This is a genomic window from Shewanella canadensis (assembly GCF_003966225.1).
Taxonomy (GTDB): Bacteria; Pseudomonadota; Gammaproteobacteria; order Enterobacterales; family Shewanellaceae; genus Shewanella; species Shewanella canadensis.
In genome coordinates, this window is sequence record NZ_RXNU01000015.1 from 96,375 (window position 1) to 116,516 (window position 20,142).

13 protein-coding genes are annotated in these 20,142 nt (G+C 45.0%); 11 read left to right on the plus strand and 2 right to left on the minus strand.

Features of this window, described 5'->3' with window-relative positions:
• Nucleotides 1–337: 337 nt before the first annotated feature.
• The gene (locus EKG38_RS20720; RefSeq protein WP_126522687.1) at nt 338–2,395 is read left to right on the plus strand and encodes an alpha/beta hydrolase family protein; all 2,058 of its coding nucleotides are present in this window, start codon (nt 338–340) and stop codon (nt 2,393–2,395) included.
• Nucleotides 2,396–2,510: 115 nt separating this feature from the next.
• Here EKG38_RS20720 and EKG38_RS20725 read toward each other — a convergent pair whose 3' ends face one another.
• Entirely contained in the window at nt 2,511–4,259 is a 1,749-nt protein-coding gene (locus tag EKG38_RS20725; RefSeq protein ID WP_126522690.1) for a cytochrome c3 family protein, read from the minus strand.
• A gap of 417 nt (nt 4,260–4,676) precedes the next feature.
• Between EKG38_RS20725 and EKG38_RS20730 the strand changes: the two genes are divergently transcribed.
• The gene (locus tag EKG38_RS20730; RefSeq protein WP_126522692.1) at nt 4,677–5,483 is read left to right on the plus strand and encodes a helix-turn-helix transcriptional regulator; all 807 of its coding nucleotides are present in this window, start codon (nt 4,677–4,679) and stop codon (nt 5,481–5,483) included.
• Nucleotides 5,484–6,045: 562 nt separating this feature from the next.
• On the plus strand, nt 6,046–6,711 hold the full coding sequence (locus EKG38_RS20735; protein WP_126522695.1) for a hypothetical protein: 666 nt from the start codon (nt 6,046–6,048) through the stop codon (nt 6,709–6,711).
• A 93-nt stretch (nt 6,712–6,804) separates the two neighbouring features.
• Here EKG38_RS20735 and EKG38_RS20740 read toward each other — a convergent pair whose 3' ends face one another.
• The gene (locus tag EKG38_RS20740) at nt 6,805–7,728 is read right to left on the minus strand and encodes a DMT family transporter (protein ID WP_126522698.1); all 924 of its coding nucleotides are present in this window, start codon (nt 7,726–7,728) and stop codon (nt 6,805–6,807) included.
• 346 nt (nt 7,729–8,074) lie between these two features.
• On the opposite strand from EKG38_RS20740, the gene dnaK reads away from it, so the two are divergent.
• The 8 genes from dnaK to greA all read left to right on the plus strand — a co-directional run bounded on the left by dnaK (nt 8,075) and on the right by greA (nt 19,650).
• Entirely contained in the window at nt 8,075–9,997 is a 1,923-nt protein-coding gene (gene dnaK / locus EKG38_RS20745; RefSeq protein WP_126522701.1) for a molecular chaperone DnaK, read from the plus strand.
• 127 nt (nt 9,998–10,124) lie between these two features.
• Nucleotides 10,125–11,261: a molecular chaperone DnaJ gene (gene dnaJ, locus EKG38_RS20750; RefSeq protein WP_126522703.1), complete on the plus strand. Its 1,137-nt coding sequence runs from the start codon at nt 10,125–10,127 to the stop codon at nt 11,259–11,261.
• A gap of 323 nt (nt 11,262–11,584) precedes the next feature.
• Complete coding sequence (locus EKG38_RS20755; RefSeq protein WP_126522706.1) at nt 11,585–12,385, plus strand: M48 family metallopeptidase; 801 nt, start codon at nt 11,585–11,587, stop codon at nt 12,383–12,385.
• Between the two features lie 82 nt (nt 12,386–12,467).
• Complete coding sequence (bamJ, locus tag EKG38_RS20760) at nt 12,468–13,085, plus strand: BamJ family beta-barrel-assembly machinery protein (protein WP_126522709.1); 618 nt, start codon at nt 12,468–12,470, stop codon at nt 13,083–13,085.
• Between the two features lie 113 nt (nt 13,086–13,198).
• Nucleotides 13,199–14,011, plus strand: a complete 813-nt coding sequence (dapB, locus tag EKG38_RS20765; RefSeq protein WP_126522770.1) for a 4-hydroxy-tetrahydrodipicolinate reductase — start codon at nt 13,199–13,201, stop codon at nt 14,009–14,011.
• Between the two features lie 453 nt (nt 14,012–14,464).
• A complete protein-coding gene (gene carA, locus EKG38_RS20770; RefSeq protein WP_126522712.1) occupies nt 14,465–15,622 on the plus strand; it encodes a glutamine-hydrolyzing carbamoyl-phosphate synthase small subunit in 1,158 nt (385 codons plus the stop codon).
• Between the two features lie 20 nt (nt 15,623–15,642).
• On the plus strand, nt 15,643–18,861 hold the full coding sequence (gene carB / locus EKG38_RS20775; protein WP_126522715.1) for a carbamoyl-phosphate synthase large subunit: 3,219 nt from the start codon (nt 15,643–15,645) through the stop codon (nt 18,859–18,861).
• A gap of 312 nt (nt 18,862–19,173) precedes the next feature.
• On the plus strand, nt 19,174–19,650 hold the full coding sequence (gene greA / locus EKG38_RS20780) for a transcription elongation factor GreA (protein WP_126522718.1): 477 nt from the start codon (nt 19,174–19,176) through the stop codon (nt 19,648–19,650).
• Nucleotides 19,651–20,142: the final 492 nt, after the last annotated feature.

Here is a 20,142-nt window from a genome sequence, read left to right on the forward strand (position 1 = left end):
AGGAGCATCTCAAGCACTCAGCTGCCGTTATTCTGAACTTTTTTTTGGTAAAAAGTGGGAGCCAGCTTGAAGGTATATATGCGGTTGGTACTATTTAGAGTTGAGCGTATTGGTAAATACAACAGAATTGTAGGCCTGTTTACTTAGTTAAGCCCCCCTTTGTTTCCCCCTGATTAAGCTTTATTTAATTGTTAAGCATGACAATGGCTTTGTGTTGATGTGAAGGTGATGGTCGTCCCGCCCGGTAAATGTTAATTTGATCGCTATTCATCACTCGCTGCGTTGCCTTCTTGTGTTGGCAATAACAAAAATAATAATCCAATCAAGGAGAAGAACCGTGAAGAAAGTCGGAATTCTACTGTTGTGCATCTTGCTGCCTGTTGCATCGGCGTTTGCTGAACAAGCTAAGCCTGAGCAGGCGAAACCTGAACAAGCTACAACACTATCTGTCGATCTGCTGTGGCAGTTAAAGCGTATCGGTAGTCCAATTGTTTCGCCACTGGGCGAGTATATTATTGCACCTGTTACTCAATATGATGTTCCTGAAGACAAAGGTGCGACTCAACTCTGGTTGTTTGCTAAAGATGGTTCTAACCAGCGGCCAATAACTGCTGAAGGTCTGCTTGTCAGTGAGCCGGTTTTCTCGCCTGATGGTAAGACATTAGCTTTTGTGAGCAAGCGTGATAAAGACGAAGCCGGGCAGGTGTATCTGTTGCCGATGGATAGCCCAGGTGAAGCGCAGCGACTCACCAATGTACCGGGTGGTGTTAAAGGCGTGAAGTGGGTGGGTGAGCATATCTACTTTATTAGCCGTGTTTTCCCCGGTAAAAACTGGGACGAAATGGCTGAGCAGTTAAAAGCCAATGAAGACGATAAAGTGTCTGCACGTCAATGGAACGCGCTGCCTTACTCTAGTTTTGATCACTGGATTGAGGAGGACCGCCAGGCGCACGTTTTCCGTATTCCTGCGAAGGGGGGGGAGGTTGAAGCGATCACACAACCGCTGAATAGACAGTTACCTCGCTCATCTCAAAGTGCTGCGAATTACGATATTTCTGCTGATGAAGGTCTGATTGCCTTTAATAGCAATGGCTCGGCAAACCAGGTCGATCCTAAAGTTGATATCTTTATGGCAAAGGTTGGTAGCGATAAAGTGGAAAACTTAACCCCAAAAAATGAAGCGCCAGACACTAACCCGACTTTTAGCCCCGATGGTAAAACGTTAGCCTTCACTCGTCAGCTTATTCATGGTTTTTATGCAGATACCGCCAATTTGGTGTTGCTTGATCTGAACAAACGTACTGAACGTGAAATTACCACCGACTGGGACCGCTCAGTTACTCGTTTTAGCTGGACAGCGGACAGCAAGGGATTTTATGCCGCTATTGACGATGCTGCAACCCGCCGCATTTATCATATCAATGGCCAAAATGGCAAAATAAAGCCTATCACCAAACAAACAAATTTCGGTAAACCTTCAATAGCTAAAGACGGTACCTTAGTTGCTGCAAACGATAGCTTTCTATATCCGGCTCGCGTAGTAAAAATTAATCCTGATAATGGTAAAACAACCCGTTTAGATAGTTTTAATGACGATATACTTGCCGATGTCGATATGGGTACTTATGAGTCGGTAACCTATAAAGGTTACAACGATGAAGATGTACAGATGTGGGTGCATTATCCGCCAGGATTCGATAGCAGCAAGAAGTATCCGTTGATGATGCTGATCCACGGTGGTCCACACGGCGCTATCTCTGATGGTTTCCATTACCGCTGGAATGCACAGACATTTGCCTCCTGGGGCTATGTTACCGCATGGCCTAATTTCCACGGTTCTAATAGCTTCGGTCAAGATTATACCGACAGTATTAACCCCGATTGGAAGAACAAGTCATTGGAAGATGTGTTTAAAGCCACCGAGTGGTTTACGCAAAAAGAGTGGATCGATGATGAGCGTTTAGTGGCTGGTGGCGCAAGTTATGGGGGCTACCTAACCTCAATAATCTTAGGGCAGGAGCATCCGTTTAATGCCCTGTTTATCCATGCTGCGGTATATAACATGTATTCGCAGATGGCGGCGGATTTCTCAGTGCATAGCACTCGATTTGGTAGTTACTGGGAGAAGCCTGAGATTTATAAAGCGATTTCACCCCATTACGGTGCTAAGAACTTTAATACGCCAACCTTAGTGGTGCATGGCCAGCTGGATTACCGTGTCCCTGTGGGGCAGGGGTTCGAATTATTCCGCACCCTGCAAACCCGCGGTATTGAATCTCGAATGATCTACTTCCCTGATGAAAACCATTGGATCATGAAGCCGAATAATTCAATTTATTGGTATAACCAAGTGGAAGACTGGATGAACAAGTTTGCTGAGCCTGGCGGGAAATAGCCTAAGCTGAGCTGCTTTAGTTGAGGTACTTTGTGAGTACCGCTCGCTGGATTGATGTTTGAACAATGCCGCACTAACCTCAGTGCGGCATTTTTATATGTGGGCAAATAATGGACTATTTACCGCCGACTAAGATGTCATTTTCATTGTAATGGCAGCTTACGCAAGCATAAGGGTCGGGCATCACTTTACTCACTCTGATCCCATCTTTTTCGAAAGGATGAGACGAACCGTTTACTTCGATAGCATCGGCGTGACCAACCATATCGAAGTGACAACGATAGCAGCCGGCTTTTTGGTCATGCCCCTTTGGTGCACCATTGTTGCCGTGACACTCGGCACATTTGGCAGGCTCGAGTAGTTCATCCGTATTCAGCCCGTTATGGGAACCATAATCCATATCTTGAGTGGAGTGGCACATTGAGCAATCCGCAACTTTCCAGCCAAAATGAGCAGAAGTTAATGGTGACATTGGATCAAGTACCGCTTTGCGGGTATTGACATAGGGATCGTTTTTATCACCCTGAATAAACTTTTGTACTTCATAGTATGATTCATAAAAGTTGGCATACTGAAATACCAATAGATCCGGGCTCGCAAGAATGGCAGAGTCTGCAACTATATGTGGTGAGCTATCCCAGGGACTGGTCTGGAACGCATCATGAATCATGGAGTGGGTCCAGTTATAGTTCCATCCATAAAAACCACTCGAGTAAAGCCCATCGATGCCATTAACGGCATAAGTATCGACCTCTGAACCGGTATCCAGTGTAGGCCACTTGATTAAGTCGCCGGAGTGACCATTTATATCATTCAATGACAATACAAAGTCAGCCATGGTGATGACACCATCATAGTAGAGATCGGGACGTAGGTTATGAGCCGTAACCTCCACATTTGGGATCATATAATCCGGCGTATAATCCCAGTACAACAGACCCGAAATTCCAAGACCAACAAAATTACCTTCTTCATCATCATAGCCCGTGTGATACATGGGGCGACCATTGTCATCGAGTTGAGCCTCATCGATATCATCAGTATATTCTGAAGGTGCCCACATACTACCGGCGTATACCTTGATATACTTTTGATAGAAATTGATGCCTTTATAATGTTTCATTCCTGTCTGAACAAAGGTTGCAGGAATGATGACCTTACCGCCATTTTTATTAAGACGTTCAATCTCCTGGCGCTGAGCCTCTTGGTATAGCTCTACCTCATCGATAGGATATGGGTAAACACCCATGGACATCTTATTTTTGACAATGACTTCATCCGGTCTGGACGCTGTAACGAGTTCAAGTACGGGATCTTCAATGCCGCCAGAGTAATCTTGAACTGCTAACCAGTTGCTCTCTCCATTGATGGCATAATCGAAGCTTCTGCGATCTTCTGACCAGTTGTAGGTAAAGTTTACCTCGCAGTTACTTGGTTTTTCCCAACGCTGACAGATCTCCGCTTTTCGATTCTCCGTTACATAGGCGAGAACATCAAACTCGGTAAATACACCGGGTTTAAACATTTTTACATATTGGTTTTTGATGGATTCTCCACCGTGATTTTCATCCAGCCAACGTAACACCTCATCACCTGAGATATCAATTGGCTCCGATTGTGGCGGATTAAATTCTGCGCCACCTTCAAAAAATATCATTCCATCTTTCTCATTCCAATAGAAATTGAAAGACTTGCCCACCATTGTATATTTTGGTTGGGCGCCAAATACATTTTCTTGTGGACGGTTTATGTCGCCGATGGGAGGAGTGACTGGTTTTTCTGTTTCGCCCTTATCGCTGCCGCCGCAACCCGATAAAGAGGTCGCTGACAAGGCTGCAAATAGCATCATGGTCATTGGTTTCATATCATCATACTCATATCTGTTAATGTTACTTTTTATTTTATGGAAGCAAATTTTGTAATTGTTTTGCAAAAATGAGAGTAGAGCATGGCAGCGCGTAAAGGAGTGTGCATTTGGCTACGACTTTTTGTGTTTTAAATACTCTTTGAACTCGAACACGAAATGAGCTGTTCTGAGAGCTTTATCACTTTAATGAGCCATGATTAGCTTGTTATCTTCGGCTCCGAGAGATAATCCTAAGGAGTTGGGGGAATATCGGACTCCATCTGTGTTAGTTGTCATACAGCTCCCAAAAATATTACGATCGTGAACTCTCCCTCACATTTAAAGGGGGCTTTGCTTTAGTGTGCATTTCCACACTAAAAAAGCGTAATGAAAGTGTAAAGATAGAGTGTTGAAATTAGGCCTTGGGGGAGGATTATGTTTTTCAATAAGTACCGTATTGATTCGAGGTGGGGGGAGATACTTCAGCAAGAGCTGCAGAAGTTTGGTATCAATGCCTTCTATTACACCAGCTTCTATCAACATGAAGATAGATTAAGTTCATGTTCGAAGACGGTGGCAGAAAAGCTTAGTTACACCAAGCTCAAACCAAAGCGCATGAGAAAAATGCACTACTGCTCTTCAAACTCGAGGGCATTAATGTCGGTTATGGATTGGTTTCTATCTAAACAGGCGGATAAGTACACAGGTTTTTATCGTCAACCTAGCTGGGAGTTGGAAATTAATTCAGAGGACATTCAAGATCCGGTGCAGCAGCGGGTGAGAGAGGCCTATCGGCATATTGGACTTAGCTCCTCGGTTATCTATGAAGTCCCATCTCTGGATGGCAGTGGCTTCATGGGTTTTTTCGAATTAGAAAGCCAACTTACTAACGATGCTCTTCAATTTGAATTGGCAAAAAATTCGCGTGCATTGAAGAATTTGCTCGCTAATTTTCATCAGAGGTTCAATACAGAGCATTCTGAGGTATTAAATCCATGGACCAATACAGGAATCATCTCCGCCAAGTCGCAAAGGATATTGCAGATGTTGTCTGAAGGGATTACTGGTGCAGAGGTTGGAGAGGAGCTCTATATCACTCGAAGAGGGGTAGACTACCACCTCGATGTACTGAGATCTCAATTTAATGTGGTAAACCGTAACCACCTTCTGACAAAGGCATGTGCTTTAAATATTGTCGATAGTCAATCGATACTTTTTCATACTAATCAATCAGCTAACTGAAGTAGGTTGATGGAAGGTTTTCTTGGGTAAGGTGAGTTTTATACTCTGCTATTTCAGGTACTTCATCCCACCCAAAGCTCCTTCGTTAGCTTACAGGCTTTAATTAATCCCCGCCTGATACTGAGTGCCCCTCTGTTTTACCGGTAAATCCAAATCGAAGAAATAAACACTCAAGTGTAGATACGGATGAGGACGTTGGTGGCATGGATGCCACCGTCGAGCTTACATGGATGTACTTGCAGCGTGCCGAAGAAGTATCTGCACATTCAGCGAGCCGCAGGCTATAGATTCATTTGAAGCCATGCCAGCCTATATCGAACAAAAAACCATAAAGTTAAATGATTAAGCTAGAGATACTTGAAACTTGTTATCTGACAAGTTAATGCCCTTTTGGTGAAATTTGCCAAGCCTTAGCGCAATTCACTAGTAAACTTCATCTAAACCACCTAACCAAACAATTCAGCTTGGTTAATTGTTTGAAATACAATTAAAAAATAAACTTGGCTTGGCTTTTGCTTTATCTGTATGTATTCCAAGGGAATTCAATGACAGGATGGCACTAATGAACAAGTTAATAAAAAAATGTCTTACAGCGACCCTGAGTAGTTTTTTTGTGATCTCAGCGGCTTTTTCAACATTGGCTATCACGTCGGTTCAGGCCGATACAGATAGAACATTGAGCCAACTGTATAACTATAGTGGTCAGGAAGTGGTACTCGATATTGATGTCGGTTCGGCGGAGATCTTTGCCACCGATGAACAAGAGATCAGAGTAGAAGTCGTCGTGAGTCAGACAGAGACCAGCTGGTTCACACTCTGGGGGAGTGCGGATATCAGTGGTGTCGAGTTGGATGTCGATCAGAGTACTAAAAGGGTTACCCTTAAACTGAACGAGCAGGATGATATTAAGCAGGAGTGGAAAATTTACCTTCCCCGTCAGGCGGCGGTTAACCTCAATGTTGGTGTCGGCAATGTAGAGGTTTCTAACATGGAAAACGATATCGATATCGATCTGGGTGTAGGCCATGCTCAGGTGAAACATAACATCATCTATAGTACGACTTCCCTTGAATCCGGCGTTGGAGAGGTATCGGTACGGAATTTGGGAGAGAGGGTCGCTGTTGAACGTAGTTTTGTCAGGCAAGCTTATTACAATGAAGAGGGTACAGGCTTTGGCCAATTAAACGTGAATGTCGGAGTGGGGCAGATTGAAGTTGAACATTATTAACACAATCGGTAATACCAGCAGTAATACCGGCAGTAACATCATCCCAATAAAAAGCCCACACTATGTGGGCTTCTTATTGGGTTCAGAGCTTGTCTATATTGATTCGCCGGAGGTGCGAATTTTTGAACGCAGCTTATTCAGATGAGGTAATAACTGCTGTAGGGCAAGTGCAATCAGGATCAGAAACAGTCCTACATAGGTAGATTTAGCTATCTCCTCTTGCAATATCCAGGCGATAAAGCCGATAGACATGACCGGAGACATAAACACCATAGTGCTGATGCTGGCGGTGCGGTCGGTCTTTTTCAGAGCCACTAACCAGAGCACGAAGGTGACGCCCATTTCGAACAGACCCACATAGATGCCGGCAGCGAAGGCCTGAGCGTTCCAACTTGGCAGCTCTTGAGTGAATAACAAGGCGCCCAAGATGAACGGGAAGCCCACGAGGAAGCTGAGGAGTAGGCTGACAACAGGATCGCCCTTGTCCTTAGTGTTGACTATCCAATAGAGCGACCAGAGTAATGTACTGGTCAGTGCCAGCATGACTCCGGTACCACTCTCAAATGAAAACCCTGTCAGCTCACCATTGGTGGCAATGACGAATACGCCTAAATACGCTATGACTGCAGCAGTCATATCACTCTTTCTCAGCTTCTGAGCTAATAAAGGCACCGAAAGCAGTGGCAGTAAGATGGCCCAGGTGTAATTGAGCGAGAGTGCTTGTTGAGCAGGAAGAAGATCATAGGCTTTAAACAGGACAAGATAGTAGAGAAACGGGTTGAGTAATCCAGTCTGCAGATAAAACAGAGGGCGTTGAGAAAACTGTGTCTTTATCAGACTTAGTTTACGCTGGGCCGTAAGAATAAGACCTAAGGCAAATATTGAGGTTAGCACGGCGACAAACACCAACTGCAATGGAGTGAAGTGGGCTAATGCCAACTTAAAGGCGGTGGCGACAGTAGACCAAAGGCAGATAGCGCCGATGCCGTACAGGTAAGCCTGATTGGACTGTTTCATTTTTTACTCTTACAGAAGCGAACAGATAGAGACAACTCGATGCCGATTATATGGTTAGTTTTGAACTAAAAAAATCGTCACCCTCATAATTGTATCCATTATACGGTATCCTCTTTGGTGATTGTGAGTTCGCGATCAAAAAAATTAACGATGTCACAATTTTTACCTATTTCCCCTTGTATTCGATATCAACGACCCAATATAGGGTGTTAAGGAAAGATATCGGGAAACTCAGGACTCGAAGCTTAAGCCAACATTAAGGCTTGAAAATAGTTTAGTCCGTCCCCATATCTCCAATCAGATAACGAATTTAGCTTTTATATATAAAAGATTTCAGGAGCACCCCATGGGTAAAATTATTGGTATCGATTTAGGCACAACAAACTCTTGCGTAGCTGTATTAGACGGCGACACACCACGCGTATTGGAGAATGCCGAAGGCGATCGTACTACCCCTTCAATCATCGCCTACACTGGCGAAGAGATCTTAGTGGGTCAACCTGCAAAGCGTCAGGCTGTAACAAATCCAACAAATACTTTCTATGCAATTAAGCGTCTTATCGGTCGTCGCTTTAAAGATGACGAAGTCCAGCGTGATGTTGACATCATGCCTTTCAAAATCATCGGTGCCGACAATGGCGATGCATGGGTTGAAGCTCATGGTAAGAAGATGGCTCCGCCACAAGTTTCTGCTGAAACTCTGAAGAAGATGAAGAAAACTGCCGAAGATTTCTTAGGCGAAGAAGTGACAGAAGCCGTTATTACTGTTCCTGCATACTTCAACGATTCACAGCGTCAAGCAACTAAAGATGCTGGTCGTATCGCCGGTCTTGAAGTTAAGCGTATCATCAACGAGCCAACAGCAGCTGCACTTGCTTACGGTATCGACAAGAAGCAAGGTGACAATATTGTTGCTGTTTACGATTTAGGTGGTGGTACTTTCGATATCTCTATCATCGAAATTGACAGTGTTGACGGTGAGCAGACATTCGAAGTACTTGCGACTAACGGTGACACTCACTTAGGTGGCGAAGATTTCGATAGCCGTCTAATCAACTATCTAGCTGACGAGTTCAAGAAAGAGCAATCTCTTGACCTACGTAACGACCCGCTAGCGATGCAACGTCTGAAAGAAGCGGCTGAGAAAGCGAAAATTGAGCTTTCAAGTGCATCACAAACTGAAGTGAACCTGCCTTACATCACTGCCGATGCAACAGGTCCTAAGCACTTAGTGGTTAAGATCACTCGTGCTAAATTAGAATCTTTAGTTGAAGACCTTATTACTCGTACTCTTGAGCCGCTAAAAGTTGCTCTTGCAGATGCAGACCTATCAGTTTCTGATATCAACGAAGTGATTCTTGTTGGTGGTCAGACTCGTATGCCTAAAGTACGTACTGAAGTGTCTGAGTTCTTCGGTAAAGAACTTCGTCAAGATGTTAACCCTGATGAAGCGGTTGCAATCGGTGCTGCAGTTCAAGCCGGTGTACTTTCCGGTGATGTAAAAGACGTACTTCTACTAGACGTTACACCTCTGTCTCTTGGTATTGAGACTATGGGTAGCGTAATGACTAAGCTTATCGAGAAGAACACCACTATCCCGACTAAAGCTTCACAAACATTCTCAACTGCTGATGATAACCAGAGTGCCGTGACAATTCACGTACTTCAGGGTGAGCGTAAGCAATCAAGCGGTAACAAGTCTCTGGGTCAATTCAACCTGGAAGGTATCCAAGCTGCACCACGCGGTACGCCACAAATTGAAGTGGGTTTCGATATTGATGCCGATGGTATCTTGCATGTTTCTGCAACCGATAAGAAAACCGGTAAAGCGCAGAACATCACCATTAAAGCCTCTTCTGGCCTAAGCGAAGAAGAAGTTGAAGCTATGGTTCGTGATGCTGAAGCTCATGCTGATGAAGATGCTAAGTTCGAAGAGCTAGTGACTGCACGTAACCAAGCCGATGGCATGGTTCATGCGACTAAGAAGCAGATCGAAGAAGCTGGTGAAGCATTACCAAGCGATGAGAAAGAGAAGATTGAAACTGCAATGGCTGCAGTCGATACCGCGGTTAAGGGTAACGACAAAGAAGCAATCGAGAAGTCAACTCAAGAGCTAATGGAAGCGTCTTCAAAGTTGATGGAAATTGCCCAAGCTAAAGCACAAGCTGAGCAGGGCCAGCAAGCTCCTGAAGGTGAAGCACAAGCAGCTAAACCAGATGAAGATGTTGTTGATGCTGAGTTTGAAGAAGTGAAAGATGACAAAAAATAATGTAGGCTAACCCCTAAATTATTTTATGCGGGCGTTATGAGTTTTACTCTAACGCCCGTTGTTTCAAGTTTAGTTGCAATTTTAGCTGGAACTTCAGCTACAACTTCAGCACAGAAAGCGTGAGATTATGTCAAAGCGAGATTATTACGAAGTACTAAGCGTCAGCCGTGACGCCAGCGAACGTGAAATTAAAAAGGCTTACAAGCGTTTAGCCATGAAATTTCACCCTGATCGTAACCCAGGTGATAAGCAGGCAGAAGCCAACTTTAAAGAGGTGAAAGAAGCCTACGAAATCCTGACGGACGCGGATAAAAAAGCGGCCTATGATCAGTTTGGTCATGCTGGTGTCGATCCTAACCGCGGTGGCGGTGGTTTTGGTGGCAATGCCGATTTCGGTGATGTCTTTGGCGATGTCTTCGGTGATATCTTCGGTGGTGGGCGCCGTGGTGGCGGTCAACGTCAAGCTGCCCGTGGTAGCGACTTGCGTTATAACCTTGAGCTGTCTCTCGAAGAGGCGGTTAAAGGCTTAACTAAAGAACTGCGTATTCCTACACTGGCTGCGTGTGATTCCTGTGACGGTAGCGGTGCTAAGAAAGGCACATCGCCCACTACATGTGGAACCTGTCATGGTCAAGGCCAAGTTCAGATGCGTCAAGGTTTCTTTGCCGTTCAGCAGGCCTGTCCGACGTGTCATGGTCGCGGTAAGATCATTAAAGATCCGTGCAACAAGTGTCATGGTGAAGGTCGAGTCGAGAAGAGCAAAACCTTATCTGTTAAGATCCCTGCGGGTGTCGATAACGGCGATCGTATTCGCCTCTCTGGTGAAGGTGAAGCGGGCGAGTTCGGTGCACCTCCTGGTGATCTGTATGTACAGGTAAGCGTGCGCGAGCATGCTATTTTCGTACGTGATGGTAATAATCTGTATTGCGAAGTGCCTATTTCGTTCAGTAAAGCTGCTCTTGGCGGTGAAATTGAAGTGCCTACTTTAGATGGCAAAGTTAACCTTAAGATCCCTGCCGAGACACAAACGGGTCGTATGTTCCGTATGCGCGGTAAAGGCGTTAAGTCTGTACGTAGCCATGCGGTCGGTGACTTGCTGTGTAAGGTTGTGATGGAGACGCCTGTTAAGCTAAACGAGCGTCAAAAAGAACTACTGCGTGAATTCGATGAGACCTTAACCGGTTCATCATCTAAGAAGCATAGCCCTAAGGCTGAAGGTTTCTTCGACGGCGTGAAGAAGTTCTTTCAAGACCTGAATAGCTAAAGTCTATTTTGCTATATAAAAAAGCCTCGCTAATGCGGGGCTTTTTTGTGTCTCAATGCTGAGCTAGGAGCTAGGAGCTAGGAGCTAGGAGCTAGGAGCTAGGAGCTAGGAGCTAGGAGCTAGGAGCTAGGAGCTAGGGGCTAGGAGCTAGGAGCTAGGGGCTAGGAGCTAGGGGCTAGGGGCTAGGAGCTAGAAGAGTCATAGATTACGCTATCTTTTTCTCAGCTTTTATCGTCTAATTTAAATCTTAAACTCGTAACTCGTTACTTTCTCTGCTTTGTCTTTAGCTACAAATTCTTAGCCGATATAAAGGATTATCATCTATGAAAACCTTATTTATCCTATTCACTACTCTCGTGTTTTTGAGTGGCTGTGCCACACATCAATCACCGACGGGGCGAAATCAGGTATTACTCTTCTCCTCTCAAGAGTTGGAACAGATGGGCACTAGCTCGTTTGCTCAAATAAAAAAACAGGAAAAAATAAGTCAGGATGCGGCGATAAACCGCTATGTAGATTGTGTCGCCAACCGAATCACGGCAGTGCTGCCAAATTCCGGTTCACCTTGGGATGTCGTTGTGTTTGAATCCGAGCAAGTCAATGCGTTTGCTTTGCCAGGAGGGCACATCGGCGTCTATTCCGGCTTACTAAATGTTGCTGAGAATCAGCATCAATTAGCGACGGTTATTGGCCATGAAGTGGCACATGTGCTGGCCAAACACAGTAATGAACAGGTTTCGCGAGCACAACTTTCCGGTATAGGGATGCAAATTGCTGATGCGGCACTCGGTGCGGGGGGGATCAGTAATAAAGAGCTGTATATGGCGGCTTTGGGCTTAGGGGCACAAGTTGGATTTATTTTACCCTACGGAAGAGAGCAGGAGAGTGAAGCGGATATCATGGGCGTAGAATTAATGGCACGCGCAGGCTTCGATACAAGTCAAAGTATCGCATTATGGCAAAATATGGCAAAACATGGTGGAGATCAGGGGCCAGAGTTATTGTCTACACACCCTTCGCACGGACATCGAATCGATGATTTAACTAAGATGCAGCAGCAAGTGATGCCCTTATATCAGGCCAGTAAACACGAGGTTAAAAACAGCTGTCAATTTACGAAATAATCTATTAGTTATAAAGAATCTTAGCCGGAATTATGGTAGAGTTTCGCGCGAAATTAATTGAATCATTGAGAGTAGAATTATTATGTCTGACAAGTTCACTACTATTGAAGAGCAAGCAAGCTACGGTGTTGGTCGTCAACTAGGCGAGCAATTAGCTGCAAACTCATTCGAAGGTATCAATATCTCTGCTGTACAGCTAGGTCTTTCAGATGCATTTGATGGCATAGAAAGCCAAGTCGCTATGCAAGATCTTCAAGTTGCTTTTACTGAGATCAGTCAGCGTATTCAGAAAGTACAAGAAGCGGCTGCAGAAGCTGCGTCTGCTGAAGGTGAAACTTTCCTTGCAGAAAATGCCAAGCGTGATGGTGTTCAGACTCTGGAGTCTGGGCTACAGTATGAAGTTATCACTGAAGGTAAGGGTGATAAGCCTGGTCTTGATTCAACAGTTCGTACTCATTACCACGGTACTTTCATCAATGGTGATGTATTCGACAGCTCTGTTATTCGTGATCAGCCTGCTGAATTCCCGGTATCGGGTGTTATCGCTGGTTGGACAGAAGCATTACAGCTTATGCCTGTAGGCACTAAGTGGAAGTTATATGTTCCTCATCACTTAGCTTACGGCGAGCGAGGTGCTGGCGCATCTATCCCGCCATATTCGGCTCTCGTATTTGAAGTCGAATTACTCGAAATTCTGTAATTCTAAAAGCCTAAGCCAATGCTTAGGCTTTTTTTTGAATTAAATATAAGTGCTGCATCAAGTCTATCTAAGTGGCAGTGTTAGCAAGAGTGACTTACATAAGGAAACAGATGATGAGTGAACCAGTAAGAGTGGCTATTACGGGCGGTAGTGGCCGCATGGGACGAACTCTTATCGAAGCCGCCAGACAACAACCGAGTATTTTGTTGGGAGCAGCCATCGAAAGGGCTGGTTCGACATTAATTGGTGTGGATGCGGGTGAGCTTGCTGGTGTGGGTGCAATGAATGTCGCTATTACGGATTCACTCGATAAGGTTGTCGATGACTTCGATATCCTTATTGACTTCACTTCTCCTGAAGCGAGCATAGTCCATACCGATTGGTGTGCTAAAAACGGTAAAGCCATTGTCATTGGCACTACCGGTTTCAATCATGCTCAAAAAGAGCAGATTTCGGCTTACTCAGAATCGACACCCATTGTGATGGCACCTAATATGGCTGTCGGTGTTAACCTTATGTGGAAGTTACTTGAGGTTGCGGCGAAGGTGATGGGTGATTACACCGATATCGAGATTATCGAGGGTCACCATAGATATAAGAAAGATGCACCATCGGGAACGGCGCTTAAGATGGGTGAAGTCATTGCCGAGGCTTTAGGCCGTGATCTTGAAAAATGTGCGGTGTATGGCCGTGAAGGGATCACGGGCGAACGAGATCGTGAAACGATAGGTTTCTCAACCATTCGTGCCGGTGATCTGGTTGGTGAACACACGGCCATGTTTGCCGATATCGGTGAGCGAATAGAGATCACTCATAAGGCGTCGAGTCGAATGACCTTTGCCAATGGTGCTATGCGTGCCGCATCCTGGCTTGTTGATCAAGATCCTGGTCTTTATGACATGCAGCAGGTATTAGGACTCGATTAGAGTCAATGAAAAACCGTCAATATGGCGGTTTTTTTATACATGGAAGTATTTATCCCTGATCGCATGGACTGCGAAGGAAGGGATTTATACATGGCCACTCTCTTCTTAGAGAGGTTCCATACATTTCATGGCATTTCCTCCTTGACCCATAGGGATATGGGGAATGTCTGAGTGCTATCGGGAGTAGCACTGACCCGTGGAGGTCAGAGTATTTATCCCTGATCGCATGGGTGCCAGATGTTCCTTTCATCTGTAGCACATTTCCACCTTCCATGGTGGTCACTGCGAAGGAAGGGGGTTTTGCAAAATAAAAATAAAAATAAAAATAAAAAACATAGACGAAGTTGGTTAAAGCGTATATGCTTGTCCGAATTTGTCAAAATTTCGTATTTACACGAAAATTGGTATTTTAAAAACAAATAAAACCATTATATTTCAGTGGCTTGGCTCTATATGGAGGTCGCGTTGACAAAGTCTGCCTTACTCGTACTCGAAGATGGAACTGTATTCTCTGGCACAGCAATTGGTGCCGATGGACATGCTGTTGGTGAAGTGGTTTTTAACACTTCAATGACTGGATACCAGGAGATACTGACTGATCCGTCTTATTCTCGCCAAATTGTAACTCTAACCTATCCTCATATTGGTAACACGGGTACCAATGATGAAGATACAGAATCTGACTCAGTTCATGCTCGTGGTCTGATTATTAGAGATCTTCCTTTAATTGCTAGTAACTTTCGTAATAAGCAAAGCTTAAGCGATTATCTTAAAGCCAACAATATTGTTGGTATTGCAGATATCGATACACGTAAGTTGACTCGTATTTTGCGGGAAAAAGGAGCTCTGGCTGGATGTATTCTGGTCGGTGAACAGGATGTGGCTAAGGCTCTTGCCGAAGCAAACGCATTTCCTGGTTTAAAAGGCATGGATTTAGCCAAAGAAGTGACGACTGAAACCAGTTATCAGTGGCGAAGTGGAAGCTGGCGTTTAGTCGGTGGTCTGCCGGATGATACACCTGAATCAGAATTAAAATACAAAGTTGTAGCTTATGACTACGGTGTGAAACGTAACATTTTACGTATGCTTGTTGACCGTGGTTGTGATGTGACTGTTGTACCTGCTAAAACTCCTGCATCGACAGTGTTAGCTATGAATCCTGATGGGATTTTCCTATCGAATGGACCAGGTGATCCTGAACCATGTGACTATGCAATTGCTGCAATTCAAGAGATCTTAAAGACGGATATCCCAGTTTTTGGTATCTGTTTGGGTCATCAGTTGTTGGCATTAGCCTCTGGAGCTAAAACTTCAAAGATGAAGTTTGGTCACCATGGCGCTAACCATCCAGTCAGTAACATCGAGCAAGGTAACGTAATGATCACCAGCCAAAACCACGGTTTTGCGGCTGATGAGGATAGCCTACCTGATAATATTAAAGTGACACATAAGTCGCTGTTTGATGGTTCGCTGCAAGGAATACATTTGACGGATAAGCCAGCCTTTAGCTTCCAGGGACACCCTGAAGCGAGTCCGGGTCCCCATGATGCAGCTCCTTTGTTCAATCATTTTATTGAACTTATAGACTTGTATCGTCAACACGCCAAATAGTCCGGGAGAAGGTTTAAGAGATGCCAAAACGTACAGATATAAAAAGTATTCTTATCCTGGGTGCTGGCCCGATTGTTATCGGACAAGCATGTGAGTTTGATTACTCTGGTGCCCAGGCTTGTAAAGCGCTGCGTGAAGAGGGTTACCGAGTCATCCTCGTTAACTCTAACCCTGCAACTATTATGACCGATCCAGAGATGGCCGATGCGACTTATATCGAGCCAATTCACTGGGAAGTTGTTCGTAACATTATTGCCAAAGAGCGCCCTGATGCGATTCTTCCGACTATGGGCGGCCAGACTGCACTTAACTGTGCACTTGAGCTAGAGAGCAAAGGCGTCCTCGAAGAGTTTAATGTTGAGATGATCGGTGCGACTGCCGATGCGATAGATAAAGCTGAAGATCGTAGCCGTTTCGATAAGGCAATGAAAGCCATTGGTCTTGAGTGTCCTCGTGCCGGTATTGCCCACACAATGGCTGAGGCGAATGCCGTAGTGGCAGAGCTTGGTTTCCCTTGTATTATCCGCCCGTCATTCACCATGGGTGGCAGTGGCGGTGGTATCGCCTACAACAAAGAGGAGTTCGAGGAGATCTGTTCTCAGGGTCTTGAACTCTCACCGACGAGCGAATTGCTTATCGATGAATCTTTGATTGGTTGGAAAGAGTATGAGATGGAAGTGGTGCGTGATCGCAATGACAATTGCATCATCGTCTGTGCTATCGAAAACTTTGATCCTATGGGCGTTCATACCGGTGACTCTATTACGGTCGCCCCAGCACAAACCCTAACTGATAAAGAGTATCAGCTGATGCGTAATGCATCACTTGCTGTACTGCGTGAGATTGGTGTTGAGACGGGTGGATCAAACGTACAGTTTGGTATCAACCCCGTTGATGGCCGTATGGTTATCATCGAGATGAACCCACGTGTATCACGTTCATCTGCACTTGCGTCTAAAGCAACGGGCTTCCCAATCGCTAAAATTGCGGCAAAATTGGCCATTGGTTATACACTAGATGAACTTAAAAATGATATCACTGGTGGTCATACACCAGCATCATTTGAGCCTGCAATCGATTACGTCGTGACTAAATTACCACGCTTTAACTTTGAGAAGTTTGCCGGTGCGAATGACCGTCTCACGACTCAGATGAAGTCAGTGGGTGAAGTGATGGCCATTGGCCGTACTTTCCAGGAGTCGCTACAAAAAGCCCTTCGTGGCCTTGAAGTTGGCATGAATGGTTTAGACCCGATAATCGATATCGATGAACCAGAAGCTATGTCGCGTATTCGTCATGAGCTTAAAGAACCGGGCGCCGAGCGTATCTGGTATATTGGCGATGCTTTCCGAGCCGGACTTTCTGTCGATGATATCTTTGGCCTGACCAATATCGACCCATGGTTCCTTGTTCAGCTTGAAGAGCTGATAAATCTTGAGTCAGAAGTTAAAGACTCTGGTATGTCAGGTTTGAATGAAGGCTTCTTACGTAAGTTAAAGCGTAAAGGTTTCTCAGATATTCGTCTTTCACTTTTATTGGGTGTTAGCGAATCTGAGATGCGAAAGTTGCGTCACAGACATGAGATATTCCCTGTCTACAAGCGCGTCGATACTTGTGCTGCTGAGTTCTCAACCGATACGGCTTACATGTACTCTACCTATGAAGAGGAGTGTGAAGCAGCACCATCAAATCGTGACAAGATCATGATATTAGGTGGTGGGCCAAACAGAATTGGTCAAGGTATCGAGTTTGATTACTGTTGTGTTCATGCGGCGTTAGCGCTGCGTGACGATGGTTACGAAACCATCATGGTGAACTGTAACCCTGAGACTGTATCGACCGATTACGACACTTCAGACAGACTCTATTTTGAGCCTGTTACCCTTGAAGATGTCCTCGAGATAGTCCGTATTGAAAAGCCGAAAGGTGTTATCGTTCAATACGGTGGCCAGACTCCGCTTAAGCTGGCACGTGAACTCGAAGCCGCCGGTGTGCCGATAATCGGTACCAGCCCGGATGCGATTGACCGCGCCGAAGATCGTGAACGTTTCCAGCAGGCGATTCAGCGTCTCGAGATGAAGCAGCCAGAAAATGATACGGTAACTACGGTTGAAAGTGCGGTTATTTCAGCTGCGCGTATTGGTTATCCATTAGTCGTTCGTCCATCTTATGTACTGGGTGGCCGTGCGATGGAGATTGTTTATGATGAGCAGGACTTGCGTCGTTACTTTAACGAGGCGGTCAGCGTATCAAATGCATCACCGGTACTACTGGACCGATTCCTGGATAACGCGATTGAAATTGATATCGATGCCGTGTGTGACGGTGAGACCGTTGTTATCGGCTCTATCATGGAGCACATCGAGCAAGCGGGTGTTCACTCGGGAGATTCAGGCTGTTCACTGCCACCCTATAGCTTAAGTGACGATATTCAAAATCGTATGCGTGAGCAGGTGGGTAAGCTCGCGATGGAGCTTGGCGTTATCGGTTTGATGAATGTCCAGTTTGCGGTGAAGGATGATGAGATCTATATGATCGAAGTTAATCCACGCGCAGCGCGTACAGTGCCATTTGTCTCTAAAGCGACAGGTGTGCCTTTAGCTAAGATTGCGGCACGAGTGATGGCAGGTCAAAGCCTTAAGTCACAGAACTTCACCCAGGAGGTTATCCCACCTTATTACTCTGTTAAAGAGGTGGTATTGCCTTTCAACAAGTTCCCAGGTGTGGATCCTCTGCTTGGCCCTGAGATGCGCTCAACCGGTGAAGTGATGGGAGTTGGTGAAACGTTTGCCGAAGCCTATGCTAAGGCTCAACTTGGTGCCACCAGCGAAGTACCTAAGTCTGGCCGCGCGTTATTGTCTGTTCGGAACAGTGATAAGGCACGTGTTGTCGATTTAGCGGCTAAGTTAATTGGCTTAGGTTATGAGATCGACGCGACCCACGGTACCGCAGTTGTACTAGGTGAAGCGGGTATCAATCCTCGTCTGGTTAACAAGGTACATGAAGGTCGTCCACACATTCTTGACCGTATAAAGAATGATGAGTACACCTACATAGTTAACACCACCGAAGGTCGTCAGGCGATTGAAGATTCACGCCAGTTGCGTCGTGGTGCCTTGAGATACAAGGTTAACTACACGACAACCTTGAATGCTGCGTTTGCGACCTGTATGGCTCACTCGGCAGATGATCGTAGTAATGTAAACTCTGTGCAAGAATTGCATCGTAAAATTAAGTGATATTAATTGCTTAATTACAAAAGGCCGCGTTTGCGGCCTTTTTTGTCTTTGTTTGAAACTGATCGTTTGGATAAATTTTATGGTGAACTTGTGATTCAACTATTTTTTTGAGATGGTTTTAGCTTGTTTGCATCGAGAGTACTGGAATCTGTTTAAAAGGTTAGGTAGGCTGATAGATTGATTTATAACGATCGGTATTAGCCGATGGCATAGAAGGCGTTCAGCGTATAGAATGGCCTTATTATAGTATTTAGACCTGTGGACTCGAAGTCTGCATGGCGGCTTTTGTTTTAAAGGAGACGAAAGAGGATTATGAACAAGGTTCCGATGACAGTTGTTGGTGCAGAGCGACTGCGTAAAGAATTAGATTATTTAAAGTTCGAAAAGCGTCCTGTAATTGCTCAGGCAATTGGTGAAGCGAGAGAGCTTGGCGATCTGAAGGAAAATGCCGAATATCATGCCGCACGTGAAGAGCAAGGTTTGTGTGAAGCCCGTGTACGCGATATTGAAGGTAAACTCTCTAACGTGCAGATCATCGATGTGACTAAAATGCCAAACACCGGCCGCATCATTTTCGGTACAACGGTGACAATTTTAAACATTGATACCGATGTTGAAGTGACTTACCGCATTGTTGGTGAAGATGAAGCCAATATCAAAGAGAACCTTATTTCGGTAAGCTCACCTATTGCCCGCGGCTTGATCGGTAAAAATCTTGATGATGAAGTTAATATCGCCACACCAGGTGGTATTACCGAGTATGAGATCACCGCTGTAGAATATATTTAATCCTTAAAATATTATTAAAAAAAACCGCTAATATAGCGGTTTTTTTGTATCCGTTTTACCTTTGTCATCCGGTGAACATGGTGAAAAATTAATTTGTTTCTGATTGCTACACTCTCTATCATATATCCCTTATATAACTTTATTTCAGGGGCGAGAGTGCTGGCTTATTTGCGTTTTGGATTAATCATATTGTTCATAGGGGGAATTTTTCTGACCCCTGTGTCGGCTGGTTGTTCCGAAAACGTTAATTTAAACCATGATGTTCAGCAATCTAATTTGGATAACCGGGTGCTTACCAGCCTCGCAGTTCAATCTGGTTCGGACAAACCGCTACTCGGACATGACGGCTCAAACCAGAACCGAGCTCACAGCCAAGATCATGATGATTCAAGGTTCGTTCCGCTCATCTCACAACGGTTCATCAGTTTTGCTCAGCATGATCCTTTGCAGAGTAAGCCCGATTATCTACTTGCCTTCGAATTTGTATCACCG